This is a genomic window from Microcoleus sp. Pol12B4 (assembly GCF_036701385.1).
In the GTDB taxonomy this organism is placed as follows: Bacteria; Cyanobacteriota; Cyanobacteriia; order Cyanobacteriales; family Microcoleaceae; genus Microcoleus.
This window is the reverse complement of record NZ_JAUBQR010000021.1, coordinates 41,302-47,958: the sequence shown is the minus strand read 5'-3', so window position 1 is coordinate 47,958 and position 6,657 is coordinate 41,302. Positions and strand designations below refer to the sequence as shown.

The 6,657-nt window shown below is 49.9% G+C and carries 5 protein-coding genes; 1 reads left to right on the top strand and 4 read right to left on the bottom strand.

Annotated features, from left to right (window positions below; translation table 11 throughout):
* Positions 1-1,416 (top strand): WD40 repeat domain-containing serine/threonine-protein kinase (locus tag QUA38_RS05210; protein WP_333159813.1); only part of this gene is annotated, 1,416 nt, incomplete at its 5' end.
* Between the two features lie 131 nt (positions 1,417-1,547).
* On the opposite strand, the gene QUA38_RS05205 is transcribed toward QUA38_RS05210, so the two are convergent.
* The 4 genes from QUA38_RS05205 to QUA38_RS05190 form a co-directional block, all read right to left on the bottom strand.
* The gene (locus QUA38_RS05205) at positions 1,548-2,063 is read right to left on the bottom strand and encodes a GUN4 domain-containing protein (RefSeq protein ID WP_333159811.1); all 516 of its coding nucleotides are present in this window, start codon (positions 2,061-2,063) and stop codon (positions 1,548-1,550) included.
* Positions 2,064-2,112: 49 nt separating this feature from the next.
* Entirely contained in the window at positions 2,113-3,807 is a 1,695-nt protein-coding gene (locus tag QUA38_RS05200; RefSeq protein ID WP_333159809.1) for a calcium-binding protein, read from the bottom strand.
* A gap of 81 nt (positions 3,808-3,888) precedes the next feature.
* Positions 3,889-5,607 carry a calcium-binding protein gene (locus QUA38_RS05195; protein ID WP_333159807.1) on the bottom strand — a complete coding sequence of 573 codons (1,719 nt, stop codon included), beginning with the start codon at positions 5,605-5,607 and terminating at the stop codon, positions 3,889-3,891.
* A 230-nt stretch (positions 5,608-5,837) separates the two neighbouring features.
* A complete protein-coding gene (locus QUA38_RS05190; RefSeq protein WP_333159805.1) occupies positions 5,838-6,476 on the bottom strand; it encodes a transaldolase family protein in 639 nt (212 codons plus the stop codon).
* Positions 6,477-6,657 lie beyond the last annotated feature (181 nt).

Here is a 6,657-nt window from a genome sequence, read left to right as displayed (position 1 = left end):
ACTAATGGCAAGGCTGTTCCGCAGTCAGATTTTTTTGCTCTGGGGCGCACTTTTGTTTATTTGCTGACTGGAAAGCCACCGACTGCGTTTCCAGAGAACCCGCGCACGGGCAGATTAATGTGGCGCAAAGGAGCTCCTCAGGTTTCCGACGCCGTGGCTAATGTAATCGATTATCTGATGGCGCCTTTTCCAGGCAATCGACCTCAAAGTCCGCAGATGGTTTTGCAGTGCTTGGAGGAAATTAATCTTGAGGGCGCGGAAAGTCAGTTGCCTACTCAGTTGCCGACGACGGGGCAAACTAAAATTCGCACAACTGCCGGGGAGGCTGGGGCGAAGAAGCAGAGTTCCATGAACCGCCTCAGACCTCTGAATTCAGGATTGAACAAGCCCGAGAAAGATGTTTTTGATTGGAAAAAGAAGTTGCTGGCGGGCACGGCTGTTTTGATGGTGAGTATTGGCGCGTCTCAAATTTACGGTTCGCTGCGTTATGGGGTGTTTCCAGCAAACCCGGTGTGGCTGCTTTCTACTTTACCTAGCACTCAGTTTTTGCAAAGAAGTTTGGATAATGTCGGGAGTGTAAATGCGATCGCCCTGTCCCCCGACGGTCAAACTTTGGTGAGCTCAAGCTCTGGGACGATTAAAATTTGGAAGGTGAGGACGGGAGGCCTGGTGCGGACTCTCAATTCGGTGCATTCTAAAAAATCGGTCAACACGCTGGCGGTGAGCCCGGACAGTTCGATTTTGGCCAGCGGCGGCGGCGACAAGAATGTGATTCTCTGGGATTTGAAGACGGGGCGACGGATGCGGACGATTCCCGCTCACAAAGCCGCCGTCAAGGCGATCGCTTTTAGCAGGGACGGTCAAATTCTCGCTAGCGGCAGCGATGACAAAACTATTCGCTTGTGGAATGTCAGAACCGGCAGCAGGTTGCGGACTTTGAGCGGCCACGCCGGAGGAGTAAACGCCATCGCTTTGAGCCGGGACGGTAAAACTCTGGCTAGCGGCAGCGAGGACAAGACTCTACGTTTGTGGAATCTCAGCACCGGAGAAGTCAGAAGAATTATCACAGGTCACGGGGGCCCGGTTACTGCTGTGGCTTTTAGCCCGAACGGGAAAATTGTGGCTAGTGCTAGCACCGACAATACGATCCGTTTGTCGAACGTGCAAGACGGGAAGCGCACCCGCACTTTTAAAGGGCATTCGGGCTGGGTGAGGACGATCGCCTTTAGCCCGGACAGCCGCACTTTGATCAGCGGAGGCGGAGATATTATAGTTTGGGATTTGAAGACGGGAAAAGAAAGAAACACTCTTTCTGGTCACAGTCAGTTTGTGAGTTCTGTTGCTATTGCCAGAGATAGCAAGACTTTTGTGAGCGGCAGTCCCGATCGCACTATTAAGATTTGGCGAATGCCATAGTCCTACTATTTTAGATTTTAGATTGAAGAGTCGAGGCGACGAGAAATCCCATCCCGACTCCGACATGGAAGTCTGGGCATTGCCCGTCCTAAAACTGTTACTTGCCACAATTGGCAAAAGTATAAAACAGGTTAAATTCTGTAACCCTCCACGCTTGATATCTGCGCGCCAGCAAAAAGACTGTACCTAGTTATGCTTTTATCGCTGTCAACATAACTTGGGCAACTTAATGAAGCAACAGTTGGATACTGGGCAGGAAACTCCCCTGGTATAGGACTTACTTGCGAGCTCATGTTCCATCCTACTTGCTTGCTAAAATCTTGAATTTGACCTTCGCAAGTGCGACAGTTAGAACCGCCCACTTTCTGCCAAATCTCTAACTGTGGAGTCAATCCATATTTGCCATTGCTCGATTGGATCCACATCCCATCGATCGCGCGGAGGTTCGGACAAGACAGATTGGCGGAGTTGTTGCGGATCAGAGAGACTGTTTCTTGATCTGCTTCGTACCATTTTTTCGCTTCTAATAATGATTGAAGTTTACTGAATTCGCTGGTACTTTCTTGTGAATGAGCGGTAACTGCTGGTTGCAAAACTGCAAAAAATGTGCCTATTAATGCGAGTGATTGTTTGCCAAGTTTAATCATGTTCCCTGAGTAAAAGTGATTGAACAAGTAATCAGTTTACCATCTATCTTTAGATAGAGATGAAATCTTCAGAGCCGATGAGATTGGGAGCAACGCCTGTCAAAGAAGCTAAAACTTCACCGCTGCTGGCTACTCTAATTAATGTGCCGTTAGTTCCAGGGGAAATTGATAGCTGTCCGAAGGTCAAGCCATTGATTAATTGAAAAGTATCTTGAGAGTTGGCGAAATCAGAAATTGTATCAACTCCCAATCCCGCACCTAAAACAAATACATCGTTGCCCGCGCCACCAACGAGAATATCGTTTCCCAAACCGCCGTTGAGGGTGTCAAAACCTTTGCCACCATTGAGAATATCGTTGCCGTCGCCGCCATTGAGAATATCGTTGCCTTGTCTGCCGGTGAGTGCGTCATCGCCGTCTAAACCGCTGATATTATCGCTGCCGTTTGTGCCCGTCAGGTTGTCGTTGCCGGGAGTGCCGTTGATGGCGTTTGGAGAGTTATTGGTGCCGCCTGGAGTGTTGCCGATGTCAGCAACAAAGAGGTCAGTGGTCCTATTGGTATCCCCCGACACTAAGTTGGAGGAATCAGATAAAAATGTTACAAACCTCCCGTTGGCGGAGATGGAGGAGCTATAGGAAGACCCGTTCCCCTGATTGCCTGCCTCTAAAGCAGAGACGCGAGTGGTGGTGTTGGTTGACAAGTCGCGCACGAAAATGTCGTCTGCATTGTTACTGTCCCCCGGCACGAGGTTGGTGGCATCAGATGAAAACGTCACAAATCGCCCGTCGGCGGAGATGGAGGGGGCGTAGGAAAAGCTGTTCGCCTCATTGCCTGCTGAGTCAACAGAGATGCGGGTGGTGGTATTGGTTGACAAGTCACGCACGAAGATGTCGCTGCTATTGTTCGTGTCCCCCGGTACGAGGTTGGTGGCACCAGATTCAAATGCGATAAACCGCCCGTTGGCTAAGATCGAGGAAGCACCGTAGCCAACGCCGTTGTTCCCCTGATTGCCTGCTGAATCTACAGAGACGAGGGTGGTGGTATTGGTTAACAAGTCGCGCACGAAGATGTCGCTGCTATTGTTCGTGTCACCGAGCACAAGGTTGCTGGCATCAGATACAAATGTCACAAACCGCCCGTCCCCGGATATGAAGGGGCTGTAGGAGGCATCGTTCCCCTGACTGCCTGCTGAATCTACAGAGATGCGGGTGGTGGTGTTGGTTGACAAGTCGCGCACAAAGATGTCTAAGCTATCGTTAGTGTCCCCCGGCACGAGGTTGTCGGCAAAAGATGAGAACGTGATAAACCGCCCGTCAGCGGAAATAGATGGGGCGTAGGAAAAGTCGTTCCCCTGATTGCCTGCTGAATCTACAGAGACGCGGGTGGTGGTATTGGTTAACAAGTCGCGCACGAAGATGTCTTCGGTATTGTTAGTGTCCCCCGGCACGAGGTTGGATGCCTCAGATGAAAACGCCACAAACCGCCCATCAGTGGAGATGGAGAAGTAGAAATCGGATTCACCGTTCCCCCGATCGCCACTGGAACTCGCAGAGACCAGGGTGGTGGTATTGGTTGACAAGTCGCGAACGAAGATGTCGCGACTATTGTTAGTGTCTCCCGGCACGAGATTGTCGGCAAAAGATGAAAACGCCACAAACCTCCCGTCACCGGAGATGGAGAAATCGTCGGAGCGGCCGTTCGCCTGATTGCCTGCTGAGTCAACTGAGACGCGAGTAATAGTCATAAGTCCTCACATTTATTAAGAGTACAAGTTTGGAGATTCTGTGCGACAAAGTAACTACTTCCGATGAGAATCGGTCTATCTCTAAACAGAGATGAAATCTTCAGAGCCGATGAGGTTCGGAGCAACGCCTGTCAAAGAAGCTAAAACTTCACCGCTGCTGGCTACTCTAATTAATGTGCCGTTAGTTCCAGAGGAAATTGATAGTTGTCCGAAGGTCAAGCCATTGATTAATTGCACGGTATCTTGAGAGTTGGTGAAATCAGAGATTGCATCAACTCCCAATCCCGCACCTAAAACAAATACATCGTTGCCCAAACCGCCGACTTGAATATCGTTTCCCAAACCGCCGTTGAGCGTGTCAAAACCTTTGCCGCCAGAAAGGTTGTCGCTGCCGCCGCCGCCGACAAGGATATCGTTGCCTTGTCTGCCGGTGAGTGCGTCATCGCCGTCAAAACCGTTGATATTATCGCTGCCGTTTGTGCCGGTCAGGTTGTCGTTGCCGTTCGTGCCGTTGATGAGGTTTGGAGAGTTATTGATGCCGCCTGAAGTGTTGCCGGTGTCAGAAATAAAGAGGTCTGGGCCGTTGTTGGTATCTCCCGGCACGAGATTGGCCGCAAAAGATGAAAACGCCACTTTCTGCCCGTTGGCGGAGATGGAGGGGAACTCGGAGTCGCTATTCCCCTGATTGCCTGTTGAGTCAACAGAGACGCGGGTGGTGGTATTGGTTGACAAGTCGCGCACGAAGATGTCCTCGCTATCGTTAGTGTCCCCCGGCACGAGGTTGGATGCCTCAGATGAAAACGTCACAAACCGCCCGTCAGCAGAGATGAAGGGAGTGTAGAAGTCTTCGTTCCCCTGATTGCCTGTTGAGTCAACAGAGACGCGGGTGGTGGTATTGGTTGACAAGTCGCGCACGAAAATGTCGTCGCTAAAGTTAGTGTCCCCCGGCACGAGGTTGGTGGCATCAGATGAAAACGCCACAAACCGCCCGTCAGCAGAAATAGAGCAGCGGGAGGAGGAGTCGTTCGCGCGATCGCCATTGGAACTCACAGAGACGAGGGTAATGGTATTTGTCAACAAGTCGCGCACGAAAATGTCGCGACTGTCGTTAGTATCCCCAGGCACGAGGTTGGTGGCCAAAGAGCGAAATGCCACAAACCTGCCGTTGGCTGAGATGGAGGGTAATTCAGAGTCGTTGTTCCCCCGATCGCCGCTGGAACTCGCAGAGACCAGAGTTGTGGTATTAGTTGACAAGTCGCGGACGAAGATGTCGGTGCTATTGTTAGTATCTCCCGGCACAAGGTTGGTGGCATCAGATGCAAACGCGACAAACCGCCCGTCACCTGAGATGGAGGAGCGCCGGGACAAGCTGTTTCCCTGATTGCCTGCTGAGTCAACTGAGACGCGGGTGGTGGTGTTGGTTGACAAATCGCGGACGAAGATGTCGCCACTATTGTTAGTGTCCCCCGGCACGAGGTTGGTGGCATCAGATTGAAATGCCACAAACCTTCCGTCAGCAGAGATGGAGGGGTCGTAGGATATCTCGTTCCCCGGATTGCCTGCTGGGTCAACAGAGACGCGGGTGGTGGTATTAGTTAACAAGTCGCGCACGAAGATGTCGTCGCTATTGTTAGTATTATTGTTCGGAGCTCCGATTCGGAAGATGGATTGTTGAAGTGTAAACGCGACAAACCGCCCATCGCCGGAGATGGATGATGAGACCGAGTAGCGGTTGCCCTGCACATCGCCTGCTGGGTCAGAGATGCCTGTTGAGTCTACGGGGATGCGAGTAATGGTCATAAGCCCTGATATTTATTAAGAGTAGAAGTTTGGAGATGCCGTGCGGTTGATTGACATCATTCAATAAGCAGCTCTCAAAGTCAATTCATAAAATTCATAACCTTGACTTCATAAAAGTCATATTTATCAACAAATGTTACCAACAGTAGACAAAATAGCCAAACTCATATGCAGTCAGCGAGCGAATGATACTTGCCCCAGAATTAAGGAAGTTTTCTGTATTGCAAAATCTAATAACTAATTCCCCGCCCGTTATTGGCAAATTCATCAACAGTTTGCTGCGAAAGTTCGTGAACTGTCATTGCTTGCAAAACGTCAAAAGGCAATGTCAAATGATGGGCGCCAGCTAATAAAGTTTTTACCGCTTCTTCCGGCGATTTAATGCTAGCTGCCAAAATCTCAGTATTAGTTCTCTGCAACACATTTGCCATATCCCGCACTAAAGCAAAACCGTCTCCGAGGAGTCTGGTGGCGCGATTCACGTAGGCGATCGCATATTTGGCCCCCGCTTCTGCTGAGATAACTGCTTGTGATGCGCTGTATATTGCCGTCACCGCGCAAGGAATTTCCGGTGACAAATGCGCTACTGCTTGAAAACCAGCCGCCGTTGCTGGAACTTTCAACACTGTTTGCTGTCCAATTAATTTAAAAGCCGCTTTTCCTTCTGCTACCATGCCATCAACATCAGATGCCATTAGCTGATAATACACTTCCCCCGGAATAAGTTTCGACAGTTGTGTGAGCGTCACATCTGGAGATAAATCGCTTTTTCCCAGGAGGGTTGGATTAGTAGTAATACCCGAAAGCCAGCCGAACTTGCTCGCTTCTTTTGCTTCTGCTACAATTGCAGTATCGAGATAAATTCCCATCAGCTCTACACCTTTATTTTCTTAGTTTATTCTGACTTTTCCGAGGCTTAGTTTCAATTTGATGTCACTGAGCGTCAAAGTGATTGTTAGGTATTAACTGTAGCAGATTTGTGAAAACATCGCTAGTAAGTAAAAATAACAATTAAGTGATGGGTATCACTTCACTTGCTGATTACGATCG